This is a genomic window from Mesorhizobium sp. L2C084A000 (assembly GCF_000502875.1).
Lineage (GTDB): Bacteria > Pseudomonadota > Alphaproteobacteria > Rhizobiales > Rhizobiaceae > Mesorhizobium.
The window spans coordinates 91,347-115,848 of sequence record NZ_AYWX01000002.1 but is presented as its reverse complement, the minus strand read 5'-3'; the positions used below and the strand labels follow the sequence as shown (position 1 = coordinate 115,848).

21 protein-coding genes and 2 pseudogenes are annotated in these 24,502 nt (G+C 63.3%); 15 read left to right on the top strand and 8 right to left on the bottom strand.

What is annotated here, in order from left to right:
* Positions 1–72 precede the first annotated feature (72 nt).
* The 7 genes from X735_RS1000000168610 to X735_RS160680 form a co-directional block, all read right to left on the bottom strand.
* Entirely contained in the window at positions 73–462 is a 390-nt protein-coding gene (locus X735_RS1000000168610; protein ID WP_155930552.1) for a hypothetical protein, read from the bottom strand.
* Positions 463–543: 81 nt separating this feature from the next.
* Positions 544–2,154, bottom strand: a complete 1,611-nt coding sequence (locus tag X735_RS160655) for a GMC family oxidoreductase N-terminal domain-containing protein (RefSeq protein WP_023809437.1) — start codon at positions 2,152–2,154, stop codon at positions 544–546.
* Between the two features lie 56 nt (positions 2,155–2,210).
* Positions 2,211–3,242, bottom strand: a complete 1,032-nt coding sequence (locus X735_RS160660) for an extracellular solute-binding protein (protein WP_023809436.1) — start codon at positions 3,240–3,242, stop codon at positions 2,211–2,213.
* Positions 3,243–3,346: 104 nt separating this feature from the next.
* Positions 3,347–4,135, bottom strand: coding sequence for an ABC transporter permease (locus X735_RS160665; protein WP_023809435.1), 789 nt, complete (start codon positions 4,133–4,135; stop codon positions 3,347–3,349).
* Positions 4,132–5,031 carry an ABC transporter permease gene (locus X735_RS160670; protein ID WP_031212568.1) on the bottom strand — a complete coding sequence of 300 codons (900 nt, stop codon included), beginning with the start codon at positions 5,029–5,031 and terminating at the stop codon, positions 4,132–4,134. Before X735_RS160670 ends, X735_RS160665 begins: the two co-directional genes overlap by 4 nt.
* Entirely contained in the window at positions 5,028–6,122 is a 1,095-nt protein-coding gene (locus tag X735_RS160675; RefSeq protein ID WP_023809433.1) for an ABC transporter ATP-binding protein, read from the bottom strand. The genes X735_RS160670 and X735_RS160675 overlap by 4 nt, the downstream gene beginning before the upstream one ends.
* Positions 6,123–6,215: 93 nt before the next feature.
* Positions 6,216–7,346, bottom strand: a complete 1,131-nt coding sequence (locus X735_RS160680) for a branched-chain amino acid ABC transporter substrate-binding protein (RefSeq protein WP_023809432.1) — start codon at positions 7,344–7,346, stop codon at positions 6,216–6,218.
* A gap of 193 nt (positions 7,347–7,539) precedes the next feature.
* On the opposite strand from X735_RS160680, the gene X735_RS160685 reads away from it, so the two are divergent.
* The 9 genes from X735_RS160685 to X735_RS160725 all read left to right on the top strand — a co-directional run bounded on the left by X735_RS160685 (position 7,540) and on the right by X735_RS160725 (position 16,346).
* Positions 7,540–8,457 (top strand): branched-chain amino acid ABC transporter permease, encoded by a 918-nt coding sequence (locus X735_RS160685; RefSeq protein ID WP_023809431.1) that lies wholly within the window; start codon positions 7,540–7,542, stop codon positions 8,455–8,457.
* Position 8,458: 1 nt separating this feature from the next.
* Positions 8,459–9,634: a branched-chain amino acid ABC transporter permease gene (locus X735_RS160690; RefSeq protein WP_023809430.1), complete on the top strand. Its 1,176-nt coding sequence runs from the start codon at positions 8,459–8,461 to the stop codon at positions 9,632–9,634.
* A complete protein-coding gene (locus tag X735_RS160695; protein ID WP_031212566.1) occupies positions 9,631–10,416 on the top strand; it encodes an ABC transporter ATP-binding protein in 786 nt (261 codons plus the stop codon). Before X735_RS160690 ends, X735_RS160695 begins: the two co-directional genes overlap by 4 nt.
* A complete protein-coding gene (locus X735_RS160700; RefSeq protein ID WP_023809428.1) occupies positions 10,409–11,110 on the top strand; it encodes an ABC transporter ATP-binding protein in 702 nt (233 codons plus the stop codon). Before X735_RS160695 ends, X735_RS160700 begins: the two co-directional genes overlap by 8 nt.
* A 203-nt stretch (positions 11,111–11,313) precedes the next feature.
* A complete protein-coding gene (locus X735_RS160705; protein WP_023809427.1) occupies positions 11,314–12,588 on the top strand; it encodes an NAD(P)/FAD-dependent oxidoreductase in 1,275 nt (424 codons plus the stop codon).
* 42 nt (positions 12,589–12,630) lie between these two features.
* Complete coding sequence (locus X735_RS160710) at positions 12,631–13,047, top strand: RidA family protein (RefSeq protein ID WP_023809426.1); 417 nt, start codon at positions 12,631–12,633, stop codon at positions 13,045–13,047.
* Between the two features lie 5 nt (positions 13,048–13,052).
* Entirely contained in the window at positions 13,053–13,727 is a 675-nt protein-coding gene (locus X735_RS160715) for a DUF1028 domain-containing protein (protein WP_023809425.1), read from the top strand.
* Between the two features lie 20 nt (positions 13,728–13,747).
* A complete protein-coding gene (locus tag X735_RS160720) occupies positions 13,748–15,238 on the top strand; it encodes an aldehyde dehydrogenase (RefSeq protein ID WP_023809424.1) in 1,491 nt (496 codons plus the stop codon).
* A 151-nt stretch (positions 15,239–15,389) separates the two neighbouring features.
* Positions 15,390–16,346, top strand: coding sequence for a LysR family transcriptional regulator (locus X735_RS160725; RefSeq protein WP_023809423.1), 957 nt, complete (start codon positions 15,390–15,392; stop codon positions 16,344–16,346).
* A gap of 6 nt (positions 16,347–16,352) precedes the next feature.
* Here X735_RS160725 and argE read toward each other — a convergent pair whose 3' ends face one another.
* Positions 16,353–17,513 carry an acetylornithine deacetylase gene (gene argE, locus X735_RS160730; RefSeq protein WP_023809422.1) on the bottom strand — a complete coding sequence of 387 codons (1,161 nt, stop codon included), beginning with the start codon at positions 17,511–17,513 and terminating at the stop codon, positions 16,353–16,355.
* Positions 17,514–17,792: 279 nt separating this feature from the next.
* Between argE and X735_RS160735 the strand changes: the two genes are divergently transcribed.
* From X735_RS160735 to ntrB, 6 genes and pseudogenes are all read left to right on the top strand, one after another.
* On the top strand, positions 17,793–19,862 hold the full coding sequence (locus X735_RS160735; protein WP_023809421.1) for an NAD(P)-binding protein: 2,070 nt from the start codon (positions 17,793–17,795) through the stop codon (positions 19,860–19,862).
* Positions 19,863–19,944: 82 nt separating this feature from the next.
* A pseudogene (locus X735_RS1000000168605) lies at positions 19,945–20,337 on the top strand (response regulator); the annotation flags it as partial.
* A gap of 2 nt (positions 20,338–20,339) precedes the next feature.
* Positions 20,340–20,621: pseudogene (locus X735_RS1000000168600) on the top strand (ANTAR domain-containing protein); the annotation flags it as partial.
* 2 nt (positions 20,622–20,623) lie between these two features.
* Positions 20,624–21,862, top strand: coding sequence for a CmpA/NrtA family ABC transporter substrate-binding protein (locus X735_RS160740; protein ID WP_031212563.1), 1,239 nt, complete (start codon positions 20,624–20,626; stop codon positions 21,860–21,862).
* A gap of 356 nt (positions 21,863–22,218) precedes the next feature.
* Positions 22,219–23,535: a CmpA/NrtA family ABC transporter substrate-binding protein gene (locus tag X735_RS160745; protein ID WP_023809419.1), complete on the top strand. Its 1,317-nt coding sequence runs from the start codon at positions 22,219–22,221 to the stop codon at positions 23,533–23,535.
* A 70-nt stretch (positions 23,536–23,605) separates the two neighbouring features.
* The gene (ntrB, locus tag X735_RS160750; RefSeq protein ID WP_023809418.1) at positions 23,606–24,496 is read left to right on the top strand and encodes a nitrate ABC transporter permease; all 891 of its coding nucleotides are present in this window, start codon (positions 23,606–23,608) and stop codon (positions 24,494–24,496) included.
* The last annotated feature ends 6 nt before the right edge of the window (positions 24,497–24,502 follow it).

Sequence of the window (24,502 nt, the reverse complement as noted above, 5' to 3'; positions counted from 1 at the left end):
ATGACATGTCACTCCACCGCCGAGCAAATAGAACGAGATGTCCAGACCGATGCCGTTCATCGGCTGCTGGGTTCAATTCAAACTTGCGTTGTGTGGCGCACGCAGCGCAATTTGTTTGCGTCCCGTTGCATTGATGCCAACCGCGATCTCGGCGGCCCTGCCAAGGTCGTGCTTCAGAACCCAGACGCGCGGCGAAAGTTCATCGTCTTTCTGCAAGGGCAACTCGGCATCTCCGCGCAGGAGGCGGATACGATGCTGGAGCACTGCGCCAACTCCTTCGTCGGCATCTTCACGACCTTCGACCGTCGGTTTCGCCAGCGGTTCGCGAAGGCCGACATCGAAAGGCTGCTGCGCGAGATCAACGGCGAGGCGGATGAGCGGGACGATCAAGCCGCTTGAATTCGATGGCGCGTGCCCGCCGCAGCCCAGCTGCAAAAGGTAGCGGTTCAATGTTTGATTCACTGAACCGCTCCAACTTATTGTTTTTGCGCGGCTACTGAAGGAAGGCCGCTGTACGCCTTTCCTGGAGTTGCGCTACAGAAATTATCCCCGGCCCAGGATCATCTCCGCTGCCCGCTGCCCGATCATCATGCTGGGGGCATTGGTGTTGCCGCCGATCAGCTTCGGCATCACGGACGCATCCGCGACCCGCAAGCCACCGATGCCGCGCACCTTGAGCGTTGCCGGGTCGACGACGGCCATCGCGTCGGTCCCCATCTTGCACGTCCCCACCGGATGATAGACGGTGAGCGCTTCGGCACGCAAATAGGCGAGGATCTCGTCATCGCTGCGAACATCCTTGCCCGGCAGCATCTCCGTCCCCCTGATCGGGTCGAACTCGGATGCGGCAAAGATTTGACGCGCGATCTTGATGCCTTCGACCAACACCCTGGCATCCTCGTCGTTCGAGAAGAAGCGATGATCGATCAGCACATCCCGCTTCGATGCCTGGCCTGACAGTTTGAGTTCGCCGACGCTTTTGGGCCTGAGCACGCAGGTGTGGATTGCGTAGCCATGGCCGTACTCCACCAGCTTGCCGCGATGGCTGCGATAGCCGGGCACGAAGTGGAACTGGATGTCGGGAATGCCGTTCGCATATTTCGTCCGGGCAAAGCCGCCGGCTTCGACATAGTTGGTGGTGAGCATGCCCTTGCGGCCGGCAAAGTACCGGAAAGGCGCAGCCAGCACGCGGGGCAAGTTGGGCAGCGACAGGCCGAGCGTCTTCGTGCTCGAGGAGCGGACCGTGATCATGCCGTCGATATGGTCCTGAAGGTTCTTGCCCACGCCCGGCAGACCGACAACCGGCTTTATGCCGATCGCCTGCAACTCGGCGGCTGCGCCGATGCCGGACGCCAGCAGGATCTTCGGTGAATTGATGGCCCCGGCCGAAAGCACGATTTCGCGGCGGGCCGACAGCGTCTTCTGCTCGCCCTTGTGCCGCACCCGTACCCCTGTCGCGCGCCCCTGGGCTATATCGAGGTCGATCACTTCGCATTCGCTGAGGATTGTGAGATTCTTGCGATCGAGCACCGGGCGCATGAAGGCGGTGAAACTGCTGAAGCGCTGGCCGCGATCCTGGGTGACATTGTAGATGCCGAGGCCGAACTGGCTTTCGGCATTGAAGTCGCTGTTGGCCGGAAGACCGGCATTGTTGCCGGCCTTGACGAACATCGACGACAGCACATTCGGATCGCGCGGCTTGTCGACCAGCAGTTCCCCGCCTGTACCGTGGTAGTGCGGGTCCTGGCCAAGCAGGTTGCGCTCGAGCTTCTTGAAGACGGGAAGCACGTCGCTGAATGCCCAGCCTGCGCAGCCGAGTCGCGACCACTCGTCATAGTCCTGCGCGGCGCCCCTGATGTAGACCATCGAGTTGATCGAACTGGAGCCGCCCAACGCCTTGCCGCGATTGACCGGAATCCTGCGGTCGTTGAGGTTGGGCTGAGGCACGCCGACATAGCAGTAGTCATAGTTCGGATTGCCGTAGAGCGAGAGGATGCCGGCAGGCACCTTGACCCGCAGGCCGCTGTCGCTGCCGCCGGCTTCGATCAGGCACACTTTGTGGGACGGGTTGGCGCTCAGGCGATTGGCAAGGACGCAACCGGCCGAGCCTGCGCCGATGACGATGTAGTCGTAGTCAAGATTTTCGGTCTGCATGGCCAGCCCCTTTGAGAATGGAGATGCCGGGGCGGCGCGCGCCCCGGCTGAGCGGCTCATTGCAGAAGCTGCGTCCAGACCTTGGTGACGAGTTCCTGCGCCGCCGGCGAGCAGGCCTGGCCCATCTTGACGGGAACGGTCGGGAACAGCTCCGGAGCGTTCTCCTTGTTGTAGAGCGCCTTGCTCTCGTCGATCTTCACCGGCGAAGAGTGGCCGTAATAATTGTACTGCGCCGTCGCGTTGTCGATCTGGGTCATGAAATCGATGAACTTCTTGGCGTTCTCGATATTGGCCGCGCCCTTCGGCACGACATAGGAATCCAGCCAGCCGACCAGACCTTCTTTCGGCATCGCGTATTCGACATTGGCCTTGTCGTTGCGGCGAAGCCTCATGGTGTTGCCGTCCCACCAGAAATGGGCGGCAACCTCGCCGCTGCCGATGCGGTTTTCGATGTTGTCGCTGGAATAGGCCGCCACGAATGGCTTCTGCGCCAGCAAGAGGTCGAGCACGCGCTTCATCTCCTGCGGGTCTTCGCTGCAATATTTGATGCCGAGATAGTTTTCCGCTGCCGGAATGACTTCGTCGGGCTGCGCCAGGCTGGCGATCTTGCCGCGCAGCTCCGCCGGTGGCTCGAAATAGGTCTTCCAGCTGTCGACCGGGCCTTTGTAGAGGTCGCGGTTGACGGTGTAGCCGGCATTGCCGAAGGCGAGCGGGATCGAATGATTGCCTGTCGCATCCCACCACGGTTTCTGCCAGTCCGGCAGGACTTGGCTGTAGGCCGCCATCGAGCTGGCGCCGAAATCCTCGAGCAGCCCACTATCGATCATGATCTTCACGAAGTGCTGCGAAGGCGTGACGATGTCGTAGCCCGACGAGCCGGCCTGCAGCTTGGTCAGCAGGTCCTCGTTGGATGAGAAGGCGTCGACCGTGACCTTTATGCCGGTTTCCTTCTCGAATTTCGTGACCATCTCGGGCGAGATGGAATCCGCCCATGCGTAGATGGCCAGGCTGCCCTCGGCGAGAGCGGGCACGCTAAAGGCGAGGCTCATGGCACCGGCCATGGCGAGCGCTGCAATTTTAGTCGTCATGTCATTCCCCTGTTTGTTGTTCTCCCAAGGGCGACGATAACAAACCGTCGGGTTCGATAAATTCGATTTGCCCGACGCCTTGATTAGGAAAAACTACGCCGCTGCTACTGCCGTCGCTGAAGCAGGAAGGCCACGGTCGCCAGCACCACCGAAACAATCATGATCAAGGTCGAGATTGCGTTGAGCTGCGGCGACACGCCCTGCTTGATCAGCGAGAAAATGTAGACCGGCAGCGTGGTGGCGCCGCCGGAATTCAACAGGTTGCTGGTGATGAAATCATCCATCGAGATGACGAAGGCGAGCATGGCGCCGGCGAACACACCGGGCAGGATGAGCGGCAGCGTGACGCAACGAAAGGCGACCCAGCCGGTGGCATAGAGATCGCGGGCCGCTTCCTCCAGATCGAGGTCCATCCCTTGTAGGCGGGCGCGTATCGGCAGGAAGGCGAACGGGATGCAGAAAGTGGTGTGGGCGATCATCAGCTTCACCATTCCGTTGGCGAGCCCGATCTCGGAGAAGAGGATCAGGACGGCGACAGCAACGACGATTTCGGGCAGGAGCAGCGGCAGGTTCACCACCGCTTCGGAGATCCGGCGGAACCGGACATCGCGGCCGCGCACCAGTACCAATGCCGCCATCAACGCGACAAGCGTCGAGGCGACTGTAGCGACCGCGGCAACGAGCAGGGAGGTCTTCACCGCCGTCATCAGGTTCGCGTTGGACAAAGCGGTGGCGTACCAGTGCAATGAGAAGCCGCCCCAATTGGAGACGATCCGGTTCGCATTGAAAGAGTAGAACACCACGACGGCGATGGGCAAATAGAGATAGGCGAAGAAGATCGCGCTGAAGAGACCGAAGCCCGGATAGCGCCTGACATCATCGTCCGCGTTCATGCCGCACGCTCCAGGCCTTCGGTGCGCATCGAGCGCAGACCCTGGAAAATCAGGAAGACCATGACCGCGGCCATCAGCACGATGGCGATGGCGGCGCCGAGCGGCCAGTTGCGGGCGCCACCGAACTGCAGCTGGATGAGATTGCCCATCATCATGGTCTTGCCGCCGCCGAGCAGGGTCGGCTCCAGGACCGCGCCGAGGCTTGGAACGAACACCAGGATCGCGCCGGCGATCATGCCGGGCCGGGTGAGGGGTAGGATAACGCGGCGCAATGTGGTGAGGCGGTTGCCATAGAGATCATGCGACGCCTCGATGAGCGCAGGGTCGAGCTTTTCGATCGAGGCGAAGATCGGCAGGATCATCAGCGGAATGTAGCTGTAGACGAGACCGAGCAGCATGGCGGTGTTGCCGAACAGCAGCGAGTCCATGTTGTCGACGAGGCCGAGACCGCGAAGGGTCTTTTCGACGACACCATCCTTGCCAAGGATGATGATCCAGGAATAGACGCGCACGATCATTGAAACCCAGAATGGCAGCGTGACGAGATAGATCAGCAGCACTTTGATCGCCGGCCGCTGCAGCGCGATGAAATAGGCGACCGGGAAGCTCAGAAGCAGGCAGATCGATGTTGTCACGGCCGACAGGACCAGCGTCCTGGCAACGACGATGAGATATTGCGGATTGAACTCCAGCTCGCCGGTCCAGCCTTCGTTGAACAGCAGCTGCTTGTAGGGCGCGGTGGTGAACACATATTCGAACCCGCCGTAAGGTCCGCGCGTCGAGAACGACACCACGATGATGATACCGATCGGGATGATCAGCGTCAGCAGCATGATGAGATGGGCCGGCAGCAGGCCGAGGACATTCCAGTCAGGAGTTTTTGTGGGTGCCTTCATGCGCCGAGGATCCGCACGGATTCGGCGGCAAAGCCAACTTTTACCGATTGCCCGATTTCGAACATCTGGCCGCGGCTGACGCTGTTGCGCTTGGAGATGCGCAGCTTGGTGCCGCCCGCTTCAATCAGATAGTATGTGTAGCCGCCGAGGTAGTTGGTGCTCATGATCGTGCCGTCGACAGCGATCGGGTTGTCCTGGGCGGGCAGGCTGATTTTTTCCGGACGTATCGAGATAAAGGCCTTCTGGCCGGCGACCGCTTTCTTGTGCGAAGCGGTCAAGGTCATGCCGAGCTGCGTCTTGACGGTCGCCTGCTCGCCGTCCACGGTGATCACGTCGGCGTCGAGGAAATTGGTCTCGCCGATGAAGTCGGCGACGAAGCGGTTCGACGGCTCCTCGTAGATTGCCGCGGGAGTGCCGAGCTGCTGGATCTCGCCATCGCCGAGAACGCAGATGCGATCCGACATGTCGAGCGCTTCTTCCTGGTCGTGGGTGACGAAGACGAAGGTGATGCCGGTCTTGCGCTGCAGGATGCGCAGTTCGTCACGCATGGCCTGGCGCAGCTTCAGGTCGAGTGCCGAGAGGGGCTCGTCTAGCAGCAGCACTTCCGGTTCCGGCGCCAGAGCGCGGGCGAGCGCGACGCGCTGGCGCTGGCCGCCCGACAATTGCTGCGGCTTGCGCCCGGCAAAGGCCTCCATATGGACGAGACGAAGCATATCGGCGACGCGCGTATCGCGGCGGTCCTTTGACCAGCCGAGGTTTTCGAGCCCGAAGCCGATGTTCTGTTCGACGCTCATATGCGGAAACAGGGCGTAGCTCTGGAAGACGGTGTTGACCCGCCGCCTATGAGGGGGGAGTCCCTGTATGTCCGAGCCGTGCAGGAAAATCTGCCCCGCCGTCGGCTGCTCGAAACCGGCGATCATGCGCAGCAGGGTGGTCTTGCCGCAGCCGCTCGGGCCGAGCAGCGTGAAGAACTCGTTGTCGTAGATGTCGAAGGAAACAGGCTTCAGCGCCTGATAGGTGCCGAACACCTTGGAGACGCCCTTGATCTCGACGGCCTTTCGAGGTGCGCCGTGGCCGGCCTCGTCATTCATGGTCAGGCGCTCCGGTCAGGACTTTTTGCGAGCTCGGTGATGAAGGTGATCGACGCCGCGCCACGGAGAACGGGCGCGGCGTCGATCAGGTAGTTACATCTTCTCCCATTTGCCGCTGCGGACGACGAACATGTCGATGTCGATGGCCATGTTGGTCTGTCCGTTGGCATCGAACGAGACGTCTCCCAGAATGCCGTCGTGGTGGATGTCACGAATGGCCTTGCTCAGCGCTTCCTTGTCGTCGAGGCCTTTTTCCTTGATGACCTGAAGCAGGATCTGCGTCGCCTCGTAGGCATATTTCGCATAGGAGCCGGCAGGATCGGGATAAGCCTTGGTTTCATAGGCCTTGTTGAATTCCTCCAGCTTGGGGTTCGACTGGACGGCCGGAGTTCCGGCGATAGTGCCCTCGGCTGCAGCTCCCGCGATCTCGATGAATTTCGGGTCGTAGATGCCTGAAATTCCGTACATCGGCAGATTGCCCATGCCGAGGTCGGCCATCTGGCTGCGCACCAGCGCTGCTTCGGTGACGACGCCGCCGAAATAGACCGCGTCGGGCGACGCTGCCTTCGCGGTAGTCAGCATGGCGCGGAAATCGGTCGTGCCGACAGCCGCGGCATCCGAAGAAACGACCTCGCCGCCGGCCGCCTTGAAGAAATCGCCGAACCATTTGGTGTTGGCCGCACCGTAGTCGGTGGTGTCGGAGATGATGGCGATCTTCTTGATCTTGCCTTGCTTGGCGATGGCTTCGGCCAGCGGCTTGTTCTCGTTGACCAGCGTCGGCGTCACGCGGGTCACGTTCGGGAAGTTCTGTTCGGTGATCTTCGGGCTGACCGCGCCCCAGACGATGAACGGCATCTGCGAGCGGTTGAAGACCGGGATCGTCGCCAGCGCGACCGAGCTGTTCCAATGCCCCGTTGCCGCGACCATTGCGGGATCGTTGACCAGCTTCTGCGCCGCCGAAACGCCGACGGCCGGATCGGAGGCGTCATCGAGCACGACGCCTTCCACCTGGTGCGGGTAGCCGCTGGCATTGGCCTGCTCGATGGCGAGCAGGAAGCCGTTGCGGGCGCCGAGGCCCTGCTGGGCGTTGCCGCCGGAGAGCGGCCCGATGAAGCCGAGCTTGATCTGGTCGGCCTGCGCCTGGGCGGCGCCCAGGGCGATGGCAAACAGAGAGCCGGCCAGAATTGACGATACGCGGATAAGCGCACTGCGCCTGTTTTGCATGGTTCCACCTCAAACAGAATTATCTGCCGCCGTCGTAGCGACCCGGCCGATCGTGATCGTCGGCTGATCATCAGTGTACGGGCGCGTATTCAGTGACGAAATTCGGAAATTGTGACTCGTGAGTTCGGAGATTCGTTCTGTCCGCCCGGGATGGCGGTTGATACCTGTCGGCTTCAATCGAGAGACGGACCGCATGGCGGAACTGCTTGTCCAGCAACTGGTGAACTGGATAACCCTTGGCTGCATCTATGCCTTGCTGGCGATCGGATTCAGCCTGATCTTCGGTGTCTTGAACGTCATTCATTTCTCGCATGGCGATGTCGCGATGACGGCGCCGTTCATCACGCTGGCGCTTGCCCAGGCGCTGGCGACCGCTCTTGGCGCCTCGGGGCCCGCCTGGCTGGTGCTTGCGGTTCCGGTCGCCGTGCTCGCCGTCGGTTTAATCGGCGTCCTGCTCGACAAGGTGGTCATCAGGCGCTTCCGCGATGCGCCCGCCATGATGGCGCTGGTGGCGACGGTGGCGCTCGGCATCGTCATCCGCGAGCTGATCCGCCATCTCTATCCGCAGGGATCGAACCCGCATGCCTTCCCGCGCCTGGTGTCGGGCATGGCTTTCGAAATCTCCGGCGTTGCCATCAGTTGGTTCGCGCTGCTGGTGGTGGTGCTGACCGTCGCGCTGGTTGCCATGCTGTTTGTCTTCCTGCGCATGACCCCGCTCGGACTGCGCATCCGGGCGGCCTCGGAGGACCGGGTCGTAGCGCGCATGATGGGCATCCGCGATGCACGCGTCTTCCGTGCGACATTCTTCATTGCCTCGGCTATCGGCGCCATCGCCGGACTTTTGTTCGCAAGCTATGCCGGCGTGACACGGTTCGACTTCGGCGTCATGGCCGGCCTGCTCGGCTTTTCAGCCGCGGTGATCGGCGGCCTCGGCTCGATGCCGGGCGCCATATTGGGCGGACTGATCATTGCCGGCATCGAAGTGCTGGCGCAGACATTCGTGCCGGACGGCGCTTCCTACCGGCTGGTCTTCGTCTTCCTGCTGGTCATCGCCGTGCTCATCTTCCGCCCCGCCGGCCTGCTTGGGCGCACCGTCATGGAGAAAGTCTAGCATGCAGGGTCGTGCTTCACCCGACGTGCCGGGCATAGCTGCGGCCACGGTCTTCGCCATCGCCTCGCAAATCATCGGGGCAGCGTTCCTGTACCTCATCCTCAGAGTCGACGGCGGCTGGCAGGTAGTCGGCCTGCTGGCCTTGCTCGGCCTCGGTTTCTATCTGCTGGAGAGGCTGCCGTGGATCGCCGACTATGCGTTGGCGAGCTTTGCCCGGGTTCCGCTCGTGGCGATGATCACTGCGGCCGTCATCGTCCTGGCCTTTCCGTTCTTCGTCGGTTCGAACACCTATATCCTTCATCTGCTGATCGTCGCCGAGCTCTATGCCGTGCTGGCGCTGGCGCTCAATTTCCAGCTCGGCAGCGCCAACATCCCGAACTTCGCCACCGGCGCTTCCTACGGCATCGGCGCCTACGTGTCGGCGCTGCTGGCGATCAATTTCGGCGTCAGCTTCTGGCTGACGTTGCCGGTCGCGGCACTGGCCGCGACCTTGTTCGGTTTCATCATCGGCATCCCGTCGATGCGCACGCGCGACACTTATCTGGCGCTTGTCACCATCGCCTTCGGTGTCGTGGTCCAGCAATTGCTGAACAATTTCAGTTGGACCGGCGGACCGAACGGACTGGTAGGCATTCCGGCGCCCAGCCTGTTCGGCCATTCCTTTGCCGATCCGCTGGTGATCTTCGGCTGGAAGCTGCCGAGCCAGGCGAACTTCTATTATCTGTCGGCTGCATTGGTCGTCGTCGCCATCGTCACCGCGCACCGGCTGCACGGCTCGCGCATCGGGTTGGCCTGGAACGCGCTGCGCGCCGACGAGATCGCCGCCAAGGCGCAAGGCATCAACGTGGCGTGGTTCAAGGTGCTGGCCTTCGCGGTCGATGCCTTTCTCGCCGCTTTTGCCGGCACGATCTACGCCTTCTACGTGTCCTACATTTCTCCCGACAATTTCACCTTCCTGGTCTCCGTCACCATCATGACCATGGTCATCGTCGGCGGCATGGACAATATTTTCGGTGTCATCGTCGGTGCGTTCCTGCTGACCATCCTGCCGGAGAAATTGCGCGCGTTCGCCGACTACCGCCTGCTGTTCTTCGGCGTCGTCATCATCGGCTTCCTGATGATCCGGCCGCAAGGTCTGTTCCCGCAACGCATGCGGCGCTACGGAGGCGAGCCGTGAGCGCGCTTCTCAAGGTCGAGAATTTGACGATGCGCTTCGGCGGCCTGGTCGCGCTCAACGATGTCAGCCTGTCGATCGACAAGGGCGCGGTGCTCGCCGTCATCGGCCCGAACGGCGCCGGCAAGTCGACGCTGTTCAATGTCGTGACCGGCGTCTACCGGCCAACCTCCGGTCGCGTGACCTTCGACGGCGCCGAGATCACCGACCGCCCGTCCTACGAAGTTGTCGACCGCGGCATCGCCCGCACATTCCAGTCGTCGCGTCTGTTCTCCGACCTCAGCGTCCTCGACAACGTAATCATCGGCATGCACACCCGCACCAGGACCGGCGTGCTGACCGCGCTGTTTCGGCCCGGCGCGTCGCGCCGTGAGATGGCGGCCTGCGTGGAAAAGGCCGAAACCCTGCTCAAGCTCGGCTCCGGCGACCTGTTCGAACAACGCTACCGGCCAGCGGGCACGCTGGCCCAAGCCGACAGGCGGCGGCTGGAAATTGCCCGCGCGCTCGCATCACAGCCCAAGCTCTTGCTGCTCGACGAACCTTCGGTCGGCATGGACGACATGGAAACCGACGCACTGGTGGCCGACATCACGCGGCTGCGCGTACAAAACCCTGCTCTGTCGGTGATCCTGATCGAGCACGACATGCGGGTGGTCGAAGCGTTCCCGCAGCATGTCACCTGCATCGACTATGGCAGCAAGATCGCCGAGGGCGACTTCGCGGCGGTGCGCGCTGAGCCGCGCGTCCAGGAAGCCTATCTCGGGAAGGCGGTCGCCCATGCTTGAGCTCAGGGATGTCGATACTTCCTATGGCGCGGTGCCGATGCTGCGCGGCGTGGCGATGAGCGTGCGTCCCGGCGAACTGGTCTGCCTGCTGGGGCCGAACGGCGCCGGCAAGACGACAACCTTCATGACCGTCTGCGGCGTCGTGCGGGCGCAGCGCGGCAAGGTCGAGGTGATGGGCAGGGACATGGCGACGCTCGGCACGGAAAACCTCGCGTCGCTCGGCGTCGGCCTCATTCCTGAAGGGCGCCGGCTGTTCCCCGGCCTGACCGTGATGGAGAATTTGCGCCTGGGCTATGACGCGGTGTCGGGCAGGGGACCCAATTTCGCGGTGCAACTGGACAAGATGTGCAAGCTGTTCCCGCGCATCCATGAGCGTTTGCGCCAAGTCGCCGGCACGCTGTCCGGCGGCGAACAGGCGATGGTGGCGCTGGCGCGCGCCCTGATCGGCGAACCCAGACTGGTGATCATGGACGAGCCGTCGCTCGGTCTCTCGCCAAAACTCATCGGCGAGTATTTCGAGATTACAAGGGAGATCCATCGCCAAGGCACGACCATCCTGTTGATCGAACAGAATGCCGAAATGGGGCTGGGCATCGCCGATCGCGGCTATGTGCTGGTCAAGGGTAAGGTCGCCCAGGAGGGGCCGGCAAAGGAGTTGCTATCGTCCAAGGCGGCCAGAAGCCTTTATCTCTGAGCCGTCCGTTTCTTCTGTCTCGACGGTGATGATCCACGCCCCGCGCTCCACATCTTCGGCCATGCTTCCCGGCATTTAGGGACAAGCTAACCACTGCCACATGAAATCATAATTTTCGCTGCCCGGTGCCTCCAGTAAACCAACGATCAGATCTCCGCCGCATGCGCAGACACTCCCGGGGAGAGCCAGAAAGGGCCGCTTAAATGCCAGTCGAAACGGTAGACACGCTTGTTGTTGGCGGCGGCCAGGCGGGGCTGGCCATGAGCGAGCATCTGAGCAAGTGCGGGGTGCCGCATCTCGTGCTCGAGCGGAGCCGCATCGCCGAACGCTGGCGTACCGAAAGATGGGACTCGCTGGTTGCCAATGGTCCCGCCTGGCATGATCGTTTTCCCGGCATGGAATTTCCGGACGCCGGTCCCGACGCCTTTGTCGGCAAGGAGAAGGTCGCCGACTATTTTGTCGCTTACGCCGGCATGATCGCTGCCCCCATCCGCTGCGGCGTGGAGGTCAGGAGCGTGGAAAGGCTTGTCGGCCGTCCCGGCTTCCGGGTCGAAACCTCGGATGGCGTGATCGAGGCCAGGAGCGTGGTTGCCGCTACCGGGGCTTTCCAGCATCCGGTCATTCCGGCGGTTGTCCCCGGGGATGCCGGAGCGATGCAGATCCATTCCAGCGCCTATCGCAATCCGGGCCAGTTGCCCGAAGGTGCGGTGCTGGTGGTCGGCTCCGGGTCCTCGGGGGTGCAGATCGCCGACGAACTCCAGCGCGCGGGACGGCGCGTCTACCTCTCGGTCGGGCCGCATGATCGGCCGCCGCGGGCCTATCGCGAGCGTGACTTCTGCTGGTGGCTGGGGGTTTTGGGCAAATGGGACGCCCAAGCGCCGGCGCCTGGCACCGAACACGTCACCATCGCGGTGAGCGGCGCGCGGGGCGGCCAGACGATCGACTTCCGGCGTCTTGCCGCGCAAGGGATGACGCTGGTTGGCCGGACGGAATCCTACAAGGAAGGGGTCATGACCTTCGCTCCGGATCTGGCTAAAAATATCGCGCGCGGCGATGCGAACTACATGTCGGTGCTGGACGAGGCCGACGCCTATGTCGCTCGCAACGGCCTCGACCTTCCCGAGGAGCCCGCGGCCCGCGAGATCGGACCGGACCCTCGATGCATGACTGATCCCATTCTCGAGCTGAACCTGGCGGAAGCCGGGATAGGTTCGATCATCTGGGCAACGGGATTCACCGTCGATTACAACTGGCTGAAAGTCGATGTGTTTGACGAAAAGGGCAAGCCGAAGCACCAGCGCGGCGTGTCGACCGAGCCGGGGATCTATTTCCTGGGCCTGCCGTGGCAATCGCGGCGGGGGTCGAGCTTCATCTGGGGCGTCTGGCACGACGCACAGCATGTGGCAGACCATATCTCCACGCAGCGCAAGTACCTGGCCTACCATGCGTCCGCAAAGCGCGAGACCAGGGTAGCATAGAAACGGACGTCCCGACCTCGAGCCTGACTGACGGAGACCAAGATGGCGCATACAAGAATTCGCAAGTTCAACACCAAGGACACCTATCCCGAGCAGAAACTCGACAATGATCTGTGCCAGGCGGTCGTTACGCGGGGCGGCAGGACCGTCTACCTGCGCGGCCAGTGTCCGCAGGATCTCGACACGGCCAAGAATATCGACAGCCATGATCCGGTCGAGCAGACGCACAAGGTCATGCAGAACATCCGCCAGCTGATCGAGGAGTGCGGCGGCACCATGGAGCACCTGGTCAAGGTGGTGGTCTACATCACCGATGTGCGCCATCGCGAGGCCGTCTACCGCACCATGGGCGAGTACATCAAAGGCGTGCATCCGGTTTCGACCGGCCTTGTCGTGCAGGCCTTGGCGCGGCCGGACTGGCTGGTCGAGATCGACGGCACCGCAGTTATCCCGGACTGACGGCGATGACCTTTTCCATTGTCGCGCGGTGCAGCCACACCGGCATGTTCGGAGTCGCAGTATCCTCCTCGTCGCCTGCTGTCGCCGCGCGCTGCGCCTATGCGCAGGCTGGTGCCGGCGCCATTGCCAGCCAGAACGTCACCGATCCGACGCTGGGGCTGCGAGGTCTCGAATTGCTGGCGCGCGGCGCTTCGGCCGCCGAGGCGATTGCCATATTGAAGCGCACCGGCGCCTATCCCGAATACCGGCAGGTGCTGGCTGTCGACGCCGCCGGGACGACCGCGATCCATTCGGGTCCCAAAGCTCTTGGCATCTGGGCGGAGGCGCGTGCGGAAAATGTCGCCTGCGGCGGCAACATGCTGGCCCATGACGGCGTTCCGCAAGCCATGGTCGAGGCCTTCCTGGCGTCCGAGGGGCATCTCGGCGACCGCCTCATCGGGACCATGCGCGCCGCGCTCAAAGCGGGCGGCGAGGCTGGTCCTGTCCATTCCGCCGGCATGAAGCTGGTGCGCGAGGTTGCGTGGCCGGTCGCCGATTTGCGCTGTGACTGGACCGATGACTGCCCGATCGAGCAGCTGGCGACGCTGTGGGAACTCTACAAGCCGCAGCTCGATGCCTATGTGACCCGCGCCATAAACCCATCCGATGCGCCGAGCTACGGCGTGCCGGGAGACGAATAGTCAAGACAGGGTCACCTGCGATGAGCGAGCTCAGCCACAAGGACTGGATCGGCAAGGCGTCCGCGATCCGTTTTCGCGACAAGGCGTTCATCGACGGCAAGACGGTTGCGGCGCGTTCGGGCCGGACCTTCGCCAGCGTCAATCCGGCAACTGGCGAGGTGCTGGCCGAAGTGGCGTCCTGCGGTGAGGAAGACATCGATCTGGCGGTTGCCGCAGCGCGGCGCAGCTTCAATACCGGCGTCTGGTCGCGGACCAGCCCGGCGCACCGTAAGGAGGTTCTGCTGCGGCTGGCGCAATTGCTGCGCGAAAACCTGCATGAACTGGCCCTGCTGGAATCGCTCGACATGGGCAAACTGGTCAGGGATGCGGCCGCGGTCGACGTCCCCGGCTCGGCAGCGATCTTTCAATGGTATGGCGAGGCCATCGACAAGATCTATGGCGAAGTGGCGCCGGCCGGCGAAGGTGATCTGGTGCTGGTGCGGCGCGAACCGCTTGGCGTGGTCGGCGCGGTGGTGCCTTGGAATTTCCCACTCGACATGGCGACGTGGAAATGCGCGCCGGCACTGGCGGCAGGCAATTCGGTGGTGCTCAAACCCGCCGAGCAGTCGCCTTTGTCGGCCCTGCTTCTGGCGGAACTGGCAATGGAAGCGGGCCTGCCTGCAGGCGTGCTCAATGTCGTGCCCGGCCTTGGCGAAACCGCCGGCCAGGCGCTTGGCCGCCATATGGATGTGGATTGCCTCGCCTTCACCGGTTCGACCGCCGTGGGCAAGATGTTCCTGCAGTATTCCGGCCAGTCGAACATGAAGCAGGTCTGGCTGGAGACCGGTGGCAAGAGCCCGAACCTCATTTTTGCCGATTGCGGCGATCTCGACGCGGCAGCCGACATGGCGGCCTTCGGCATCTTCTTCAACCAGGGCGAGGTCTGTTCCGCCAATTCACGCCTGCTCGTCCAGCGCGGCATCAAGGATGCTCTGGTGGAGAAACTGGTGCAACGTGCGGCGGTCACGCAGCCCGGCGATCCGCTCGATCCGGCTTCGAAAATGGGCGCGATGGTCGATAGTCGCCACGCCGCCAACGTCATGCGCTTCGTCGAGGCCGGCAAGAAAACCGCGCGCCTGGTCGCGGGCGGCGACCTGGTCACGGTCAACGGGCGCGGCAGCTTTGTCCAGCCGACCATCTTCGACGATGTCGCGTCTGCCGATCCGATTGCCCGCGACGAGATCTTCGGGCCGGTGCTTTCGGTCATCGCCTTCGACGACGAGGCCGACGCGATCCGCATCGCCAATGACAGCCCTTATGGGCTGGCCGCATCGCTGTGGACCGACAGCCTGTCGCGCGCGCATCGTATCGCGGGCCGGCTGCATGCCGGCACGGTTTCCGTCAACACGGTCGACGCGCTGAGCCCGATGACGCCGTTCGGCGGTTTCAAGCAATCCGGCTTCGGCCGCGACCTGTCGCTGCATGCGCTCGACAAATACACCGCGCTCAAAACGACATGGATCAAGTACTGATGGGCGCCTAAAGCGCATCGCGATTGAACGGATTCACGCGATGCGCTTTAGGCCTTTGCTCTATGCATGTCGTTTGCGCAAAACCGGGGCCACTTTTGCGCGACATGCATTAGGCTTGATCGAAGCCCTCAAACCGGCAACATAGCCAGCCATGCCGCTACGCTTCACGCTCAGACAGCTGGAATATTTCGTCGCCGTGGGCGAAGCCGGCTCCATCGCCAAGGCGGCCGAACAGGTCAATGTCTCGCCGCCGTCGATTTCGGCTTCCATCGCCCAACTGGAAACCGAGTTCGGCGTCCAGCTTTTTGTCCGCAAGCATTCGCACGGTCTCTCGCTCACGGCCGGCGGCCGCGTCTTCCTCAAGGAAGCCGCCCGGCTGCTCAACGATGCCGACGCCTTGCACGACGTCGCCGGCGACTTTGCCGAAAAGGTGCGTGGTCCGCTGGCGGTAGGATGCCTGCTGACGTTTGCGCAGATCGTGCTGCCGGCGCTGCGCATGCGGTTCGAGCGCGCCTATCCCGATGTGCGCGTGCGCCAGTTCGAGCGCAATCAGGGGCAATTGCTCGAGATGCTGCAGCGCGGTGAAATCGATCTTGCACTGACCTACGATCTCGAACTGTCGCAGGACATGACCTTCGAGCCGCTGATGCTGGTGCCGGCCTATGTCATGCTGCCGGCGGGGCATCGCTTCGCGGCAAAGGCGTCGATCACGACGGAGGAATTGGCCGATGAGCCGATGGTGCTGCTCGACCTGCCGTTCAGCCGCGAATATTTCCTTTCTGCATTCCACCAGCGCGGGATCCGCCCCAACATTGCCGAGCGCACCGGCGACATCGCCGTCATGCGTTCCATGGTGGCCAACGGCTTCGGCTACGGCATCGCCAATATGCGGCCGCTCAACACGCTGGCGCCGGACGGCAAGCCGCTGGTCTTCGTGCCGTTGGACGGCGATCTGCGGCCGCTGACCATGGGCGTCGCCTTGCCCAGTTCCGAACACCGCACGCAAACCGTCCAGGCGTTCATCGACCACTGCCGGCATTTCGTCGTCGAGCAAGGCGTGTTCGGCGCCGAGCGGGCTGTCGGCCAGGCAGCACTTCCACAGAAGTAGCCCCGGTTAAGCCAACTGCTGGTCGGCAAGCCGCTGCAGCAATTTTTCCAGCATGCCGTCGCAGCGGCGCATCTGCTCGACGCTGACGAACTCATCCGGCTTGTGTCCCTGCGCCATCGATCCCGGTCCGCACACGACCGTCGGCGTGCCGAGATCGCGGCTGAACAGGCCGCCCTCCGTACCGTAGGCAACCTTGATGGTGTTGTTGGCGCCGGTCAGCGATTTGATGAAAGCGACGGCTTGCGAACTGGCCGGCGTGTCCAGGCCGGGATAGGTGTTGGTGATGTCTATGTCGATCGCCGCCTCGGGGGCGGTGGCCGAGGCTTCGGATGCAATATGAGCAGCCTCCTTGCGCAGACGGTCGAGAATCTCGTGCGGATCGTCGGCCGCGACATTGCGGATCTCGAAGTCGACCTGGCAGAGGTTCGGCACGATGTTCAGCGCCACGCCGGCGTTGATCTTGCCGACATGGACGGTCGTGTAGGCAATGTCGTAGTCGCCGTCGCGGGCGCCATCGCGCACCAGCCGATCCTGCTCGCGGCGCAAGGCGGCGACGAAGTCGCAGCCGAGATGGATGGCATTGAGCGCCAACGGGGCCAGCGCCGAATGGCCTTCGCGGCCTTTGCAGAGCGCGCGTGCGGCAAGCTTGCCCTTGTGGCCCGTCGCCACCTGCATATCGGTGGGCTCGCCGACGATGCACAGCAAGGGCCGCTGCGGGGCTGCTTGCAGCATGTCGATCAGGCTGCGCACACCAATGCAGCCGATCTCCTCGTCGTAGGAGAGTGCCAAATGCAGCGGCGTGCGCAGCGTCATTTTCGAGGCTTTCAGGCACGCCGCGAGCGCGCAGGCCACAAAACCCTTCATGTCGGCTGTGCCACGTCCGTAAAGCTTGCCGTCTCGGCTCGTCATCTCGAAGGGCGGCAGCGTCCAGGCTTGGCCGTCGACGGGGACGACGTCGGTGTGACCGGACAGCATGATGCCGGAAGCGTCGGCCGGTCCGATGGTGGCAAAGAGGTTGGCCTTGTGGCCGTCCTCGCTGTGGATGATCTGGCTGGCAATGCCATGCGCGTCCAGCAGCTCCGCCACGTAGCCGACGAGGGCGAGGTTCGAATCGCGGCTCACCGTCGGGAACGCGATCAGTTTTTCAAGGATCTGGATGCTGTCCATGCGTCTTGTGTCTCATTGGCCGTCGGCACTTCTAGCATCGCGCGGCCGCGGCCTTGAAGTCGCATTTGGCTCAGCCGGGATTCAGCGGATGCTAATCCAGGCAGTGCTGATCGATTAGGCGCGTCCTAACCGGCACAGAAGAAATCTGTTGTTTCCCGGCGCTTGTCGCAATTTATGAATGGTCTCACGGCATCAACCCACTGGGCTGGCCGGCTTGCACCTTGGCTCGAAACCATGATCGGGCATGTGCAAGGCGACGCTGGCAGGAAGGCACGTTCCATGCGCGATCCGCGCTACGACATTCTGTTCGAGCCCGTGAAGATCGGTCCGGTGACCGCCAAGAACCGCTTCTACCAGGTTCCGCATTGCAATGGCGGCGGCTACCGCGACCCTTCGGCCGCAGCCGAGATGCGCCGCATCAAGTCGGAAGGCGGCTGGGGCGTCATCTTCACCGAGCAGACCGAGATGCACCATACTTCGGAGATCACGCCCTTCATCGAGCTCAGGCTGTGGGACGATGCCGATATCCCGGCACTGGCGAAGATGGCCAAGGCCATGCACCAGCATGGCGCGCTGGCCGGTATCCAGCTGGCCTATTCAGGCATCAACGGTCCCAACCTCTACACCAAGGAAGTGCCGCGCGGGCCGTCGGCCTTGCCGATCCGTACCTTCACCAACGATCCGGTTCAGGCGCGCGCCATGGACAAGCAAGATATACGCGACCTGCGCCGCTGGCACCGCAATGCATTCAAGCGTGCCAGGCTTGCGGGCTTCGACCTGGTCTGCCTCTACGGCGCGCATGGCTTCGGCATCATCCAGCACTTCCTGTCCACCGCCACCAACCAGCGCAGCGACGAATATGGCGGCTCGCTGGAAAACCGCTCGCGGTTGATGCGTGAGTTGATCGAAGAGGGCAGGGATGCCATCGGCGGCACTTGCGGCCTGACGCTGCGGCTGTCGCTGGACGAGATGATCGGCGAGCTTGGCTTCGCCAACTCCGAAGTGCGCGACATGATCGAGATGCACGCCGACCTGCCAGACCTCTGGGACCTGGCACATGGCGCCTGGGAGGATTGTTCGGGGCCGTCGCGGTTCAAGGAGGAGGGCGCGCAGGAGAGCCTGGTGTCCGGCATCAAGAAACTGACCTCGAAGCCGGTCGTCGGCGTCGGTCGCTTCACCTCGCCGGATGTGATGGTGAAGATGATCAAGTCCGGCACGCTGGATTTCATCGGCTGCGCGCGGCCATCGATCGCCGATCCCTTCCTGCCGAAGAAGGTGGAGGAGGGGCGAATCGAGGACATTCGCGAATGCATCGGCTGCAACATCTGCATCACCGGCGACATGACCATGTCGATCTCGCGCTGCACGCAGAACCCGACCTTCATGGAGGAATGGCGCAAGGGCTGGCATCCCGAACGCATGCAGGCCAAGGGCGATAGCGACAGCGTGCTGATCGTCGGCGCCGGCCCGGCCGGGCTGGAGGCGGCGCGTGCGCTCGGCCTGCGCGGCTATCAGGTGGCCATCGCCGAAGCCGGCACCGAGCTCGGCGGCCGCGTGGCGCGCGAATGCCGCTTGCCCGGTCTCTCGGCATGGGGACGCGTGCGCGACTACCGCCAGTACCAGATCAGCCAGATGTCCAATGTCGATGTCTATTTCGAAAGCCGATTGTCGGCGCAGGAGATACTGGACTTCGGCTTTCAGAACATTGCGCTTGCCACCGGCTCGACATGGCGCCGTGACGGCGTGGCGCGCGCGCATGTCGTGCCGATGCCGGCGGACCCGGCCATGCCGGTCTATACGCCGGACGATCTGATGGGCGGCAATGTGCCGACCGGCACTGTCGTGCTGTTCGATGACGATCACTATTACATGGGCGGCGTTTTGGCCGAGCTGATGGCGCGCCAGGGCGCGAAGGTGACGCTGGTGACGCCGTCCGCCTATGTGTCCGACTGGACCCGCAACACGCTGGAGCAGGGCGCCATCCACCGCCGGCTGGCCGAACTCGGCGTCGAGATCGTGTTGAACCGGATCGTGACGCGCATCGTACCGGGCGGTGTTGCCACGGCCTGCGCCTATACGGGCAGCCAATTTGACATCGCCGTGGACGCAGTAGTGCTGGTGACATCGCGCCAGCAGGACGATAGCGTCTGGCACGAGCTGAAGGCGCGGCGCGACGAGTGGGCCGACAGCGGCATCCGCTCGATCAAAATCATCGGCGATGCCGAGGCGCCGGGTCCGATCGCCTGGGCAACCTACGCCGGCCACCGCTTCGCGCGCGAGCTGGACGAAGCCGATATCGGCGACGCACTGCCCTTCCGCCGCGAGGTCACGGCGCTGGCGGCGGATTAGGCGCCTGCGGCGCGGTTAGCGAATCTCGGGTTGTTCAACCATACCGCATTGCACAATTCCTTCGCTTGGTCACAATGCAGGCATGGTTCGAACCGCACTCGCCGTCCTGGTGATCGACGAAAACCGCATCCGCGCCGCGATCATCGAGGCGGGGTTGCGCGAGGCCGGCCATGAGCGGGTCACCGTCATCCATGATGTGACCGGCATTGCGCGGCGGATCGCCGAGATCGAGCCCGATGTCATCGTCATCGATCTCGAAAACCCGAATCGCGACATGCTGGAAAACATGTTCCAGCTTTCGCGTGCCGTAAAACGGCCGATCGCCATGTTCGTCGACCGCTCGGACCAGGCCTCGATCGAGGCGGCGGTCGATGCCGGCGTTTCGGCCTATGTCGTCGACGGTCTGCGGCAAGAGCGCGTCAAACCCATTCTCGACATGGCGGTCAGCCGCTTCAACGCTTTTTCGCGCATGGCGCNCTGCGGCAAGAGCGCGTCAAACCCATTCTCGACATGGCGGTCAGCCGCTTCAACGCTTTTTCGCGCATGGCGCGCGAACTGGAAGAGGTTCGCGGCGAGCTCGAGAGCCGTAAGGTGATCGATCGTGCCAAGGGCATATTGATGAAGTCGCGCGGCCTCTCCGAAGAGGCCGCCTACACGCTGCTGCGCAAGACGGCGATGAACCAGAACCGCAAGATCGGCGACATCGCCCAGAGCCTGGTGACTGCCGCCGGGTTGCTGGGACCGGCGGAGGACGAATGAGCATGGACGCCGCGCACCAGATCACCGCTGGCTTCATGCCGCTTTTCGACAGCGCCGTGCTGGTCGCGGCCGGTGAGCTTGGCTTTGCCGCACGAGAAGGCATCGACCTCACCCTGCACCGCGAGACGTCCTGGGCTAACATCCGCGACCGCATCGCCATCGGTCACTTCCATCTGGCGCATATGCTGGGACCGATGCCGCTCGCCTGCAATCTCGGGCTGACGCCGCTCGCTTCGGAAACCATCGTGCCGTTCTCGCTCGGACTCGGAGGCAATTGCGTCACCGTCTCCAACACTGTGTGGGCCGGAATGGTGGCGCACAGCGCCGAAGCCGATCTCGACCCCGCGCGCGCCGGTGCGGCGCTGCGCGCGCTCATTCGCGAGCGCGCTGCGGCCGGTGGCGACCCGCTGCGCTTCGCCGTGGTGCATCCGCATTCCGGGCACAATTACGAATTGCGCTATTGGCTCGCCGCCTGCGGCATCGATCCGACGCGCGAAATCGAGATCGTCATCGTGCCGCCGCCCTTCATGGCCGATGCACTGGCCGCCGGCCGCATCGACGGCTACTGCGTAGGCGAACCCTGGAACAGTGCTGCGGTTGCCGCCGGCACCGGGCATATCGTCACCGTCAAGGCGCGGATATGGCGTAACAGCCCGGAGAAGGTGATCGGCGTGCGCAAGGCCTGGGCAGACGAAAACCCCGAGGCCTTGGCGGCGCTGCTGCGCGCGCTGCATCACTCGGCACGCTGGTGCCAGGATCCGGCCAACCATGGCGAATTGGCTGCCGTCATGGCGCAGGCCGGCTTTCTCGGCCTGCCGCCGGCCGTGCAGATGCCGATCCTGACCGGCCATCTCCGACTGGGCGGCGGCGCGGAGCGGAGCATCGACGACTTCTTCCTCCCCTTCGACAAGGCGGCGAACTTTCCGTGGAAGAGCCATGCGCTGTGGTTCTACACGCAGATGGTGCGTTGGGGGCATGTGGCGCATACGCCTGAAAACCTCGCCATCGCGCGGGATTGCTATCGTCCCGATCTCTATCGTTCGGCGCTGAAGCCGCTCGGCATCGCACTTCCCGGCGCCAATTCGAAGGTCGAGGGCGCGCTCCAAGTTGCAACCGCGGTCGGCGCGACAGGCGCCGGCCTTGTGCTCGGTCCGGACGGTTTCTTCGACGGCCAGATCTTCGATCCGGACGAGGTCGACGCGTACATTACCGGCCAGAAATCGGCTCGCGCGGAAGCCTGATCATTTCCGCGTCATTCTTGTGCATTGCACAAAAATTGTGCGCGCGATTGCCCGAATGAGCAATCTTTGACCTTCCGGCCATAGGACCCGGCGCGTCCGCGATCGGCGCTGGTTACTGATTTAATTGATCTTTTTCGCCTCTCTCAAAACTGGCACGGTTCCTGCTTTGAAATAGACAGGCCCTTCGCGGGTCACGGAACAGGCGCCCAATGGCGGGCGCCACAGGCAAAGCTGCCGCTCAGGTTAATACGCGCTCCCGGTCACCCGGACGCGAAGACCTGGCTGGCGGCTTTTTTGTTTTGATCAACACACAATCGACGACGCGGATCCCAAGCCGCGCCCAACCGGAGACGACGATGACGAAACGGATCAGGACTGGAACGACCCTCAAAGACATGACGCGCCGCGATTTTCTGGTCAGCAGTGCAATGACGGCCGGCCTGTTCGTGGCGGCCCGCAAGCTCTTCCCTTCCGGCGCCTATGCTGCGACCGCCACTCCGGAGGTCACCGGCGCCAAGCTCGGCTTCATTGCCCTCACCGATGCGGCACCGCTGATGATCGCCAAGGAGAAGGGGCTGTTCGCCAAGTTCGGCATGCCCGATGTCGAGGTGCTCAAGCAGGCCTCCTGGGGCGCGACGCGCGACAATCTGATGCTCGGCGGCGCCGCCAACGGCATCGACGGTGCCCATATTCTGACGCCGCTGCCTTACCTCATGCACACCGGCAAGGTGACACAGAACAACCAGCCGATGCCGATGGCGATCGTGGCGCGGCTCAACTACGACTGCCAAGGCATTTCGGTCGCCCAGGAATATGCCGGCACCGGCGTCGGCCTCGATGCCTCGAAGCTGAAAGACGCCTTTGCCGCCAAGAAGGCGGCCGGCAAGGAAATCAAGGCCGCCATGACCTTCCCGGGCGGCACCCATGATCTCTGGCTGCGCTACTGGCTGGCCGCCGGCGGCATCGATCCCGACAAGGACGTTTCGACCATCGTCGTGCCGCCGCCGCAGATGGTGGCCAACATGAAGGTTGGCAACATGGACGTGTTCTGCGTCGGCGAGCCGTGGAACGAGCAGCTCGTCCATCAGGGCGTCGGCTTCACCGCCGCCACGACGGGCGAATTGTGGAAGGGCCATCCGGAAAAGGCGCTCGGCCTGCGTGCCGAATTCATCGAGAAATACCCGAACGCCACCAAGGCGATCCTGATGGCCGTCATGGAAGCCCAGCAATGGTGCGAGGCCAGCGACAACAAGGACGAGATGGCCGCCATCATCGGCAAGCGGCAATGGATGAACGTGCCTGTCGCCGACATCATCGGCCGCCTCAAGGGCGACATCAACTACGGCAATGGCCGCGTCGCCAACGGCACCGATCTCTACATGAAGTTCTGGAAAGGTGGCGTCTCCTATCCGTTCAAGAGCCATGATGCGTGGTTCCTCGCCGAGAACATCCGCTGGGGCAAATTCGCGCCGACCACCGACATCAAGGCGCTGGTCGATCAGGTCAACCGCGAGGATCTGTGGCGCGAGGCGGCCAAGGATCTCGGCGTCGCGGCAGCCGACGTTCCGGCGTCGTCGTCGCGCGGCGTCGAGACCTTCTTCGACGGCAAGATCTTCGATCCGGCCAACCCGTCGGCCTATCTCGACAGCCTGAAGATCAAGGCATCGGCTTGAACCTCTGCGCAAACGGCGCATTGCGCCGTTTGTCGCTCGAATTATCTGCCCCACGGAGTTTTCCCCAGACATGTCGATCCAGACTATCGAGGACACCAAGGTGAAGGCCTTTCCTGCGAAGCCGGCGGAGGTCATCGCCTTCACCGCAAAGGCACGACGTCGCTTCGATCCGCTGGCGATTGCCGGCAAACTGGCGAGCGCGCTGCTACCGCCGATCGTAGTCATCGCCGTCATGCTGGTCGTCTGGCAGATCGCCTGTTCGTCGCCCACATCAAGCCTGCCGCCGCCGACCCAGGTGTGGAACGAGGCCTACGATTTGATCGCGCATCCGTTCTTCGACAATGGCCCGCAGGATATCGGCCTGGCATGGCGCGTGCTGATCTCGCTGCAGCGTGTCGCCATCGGTTTCGGCCTGGCGGCGGTGGTCGGCGTCGCGCTCGGCGCGCTGGTCGGCCAGTCGATCTGGGCGATGCGCGGCCTCGACCCGGTGTTCCAGATCCTGCGCACGGTGCCGCCGCTGGCCTGGCTGCCGCTGTCGCTGGCGGCGTTCCGCGATTCCAGCCCGTCGGCGATCTTCGTCATCTTCATCACGTCGATCTGGCCAATCATCATCAACACCGCCGTCGGCGTGCGCAACATCCCCGAGGATTACCGCAACGTCTCGCGCATCCTGCGGCTCAACCAGTTCGAATTCTTCGTCAAGATCATGGTACCGGCCGCCGCGCCCTACATCTTCACCGGCCTGAGGATCGGCATCGGCCTGTCCTGGCTCGCCATCGTCGCCGCCGAAATGCTGACCGGCGGCGTCGGCATCGGCTTCTTCATCTGGGACGCGTGGAACTCGTCGCGGCTGCCCGACATCATCGTGGCGCTCGCCTATATCGGCGTCACCGGCTTCTGCCTCGACCGTCTGGTCGCGGCGGTCGGCGCCTTCGTCACCCGCGGCACAACGGCAAAGTGAGGAGAG